The organism is Candidatus Nitrosarchaeum limnium BG20 (assembly GCF_000241145.1).
Lineage (GTDB): Archaea > Thermoproteota > Nitrososphaeria > Nitrososphaerales > Nitrosopumilaceae > Nitrosarchaeum > Nitrosarchaeum limnae.
On record NZ_AHJG01000289.1, the window covers coordinates 1 to 1288 of the forward strand.

1 protein-coding gene and 1 pseudogene are annotated in these 1288 nt (G+C 29.0%); one reads left to right on the forward strand and one right to left on the reverse strand.

Going from position 1 to position 1288, the window contains the following annotated elements:
• Nucleotides 1–211 (reverse strand): annotated as a pseudogene (locus BG20_RS10435) (Snf7 family protein); the annotation flags it as partial.
• A gap of 465 nt (nt 212–676) precedes the next feature.
• On the opposite strand from BG20_RS10435, the gene BG20_RS10445 reads away from it, so the two are divergent.
• Nucleotides 677–1027, forward strand: coding sequence for a response regulator (locus BG20_RS10445; protein ID WP_010194978.1), 351 nt, complete (start codon nt 677–679; stop codon nt 1025–1027).
• The last annotated feature ends 261 nt before the right edge of the window (nt 1028–1288 follow it).

The window sequence follows — 1288 nt, forward strand, 5'->3', positions numbered from 1 at the left end:
GAGATTTTTGAGCATTAACGACTTTTTCAAAAATCCCGTCATGTTTTTTCTGCAATTTTTCTGTAATTCCTTCTAATTTAGTAATTTGAAATTGTAATTTTCTTTGTGCTTCTTCGATTTTTGTTTTTAATGGAATATCTGGTTTTACTTTCCCCATTACTCGTTGAGAAATGCTTTCTCCCGCTGCTTTATTCCATGAATTACTTATCAAATCTTTATTTCCTCATTAATGATGTGTAATTTTGTTTTAAATGAATTTGTCCCTAGTCTATGTGTAACCGCGGTAACAAGGGGGTTTGGTGACATCAATTTTCTAGTGTTAGAAAGGATGAAGTATGGTTTTTGTATACACTTAGAAAGAATATTATTTTTTAAATAATCTAAAATAAGAAATAGGTATTCTTTTTTTATTATATATTTGATACACATTATTTTCGGTATTTGCTTAATTGTCATCCATTCCATTTTTATCTAGGCAAAAATAATTTTTGGTATGAACAAACGCTTTATTTTAGTAGGTATTGTTTTAGGAATTATTGTAACTATTGCTGTCATAATCGGATCTCCTGCTATTGGCGGATTTGATATGTTGAGATAATTACTAATTTTTGATTTTTAAGTAATCATTATTAAAAATAAGCCATACTTTATTACTTGAGAAAATATCTTTTTGTTGTTGAAAAAAGTAGTTGTAGTTGATGATGATGAAGATAACCGTAATGCTATGACTGACATTCTACAATTCAAAGGAGTATCTGTCGTTGCAACTGCAGTAAACGGTTCAGATGCTGTTGAAAAGTTTTCCAAATACGCCCCTGACGTTGTATTGATGGATATAATGATGCCTGATTTTGATGGGTTTTATGGAATTATGAATATCAAAAATATTAATTCTGATGCCAAAATAATTGCAGTGACAGCTGATCAAAGTGATGAAACAATACAAAAACTTAGAGACATTAAACATGAATTAATTATTTACAAACCTTTTGATGTTAATGTTTTAGTGCAAATGATTAATGACTAGATGTTTAGTCGTTACATGTCAATTACACTAAATAATTTTCATACTTTTTGTTTCTACATTCCACACGATTTTGATAATTTAGAACAAATCTCTTATTTGCTGATTTATTTGAATTCATATTTTAAATTTTTTAGATGCACGTTCAAAAACATTCAATGTTTCATCAATGTTGTTTTTTGATAACCACGCAGTGACTGAAATTCTCAATCTTGCTTTATTTTTTGGTACCGTTGGGTATCTAATGGGCTGCGCAAATACACC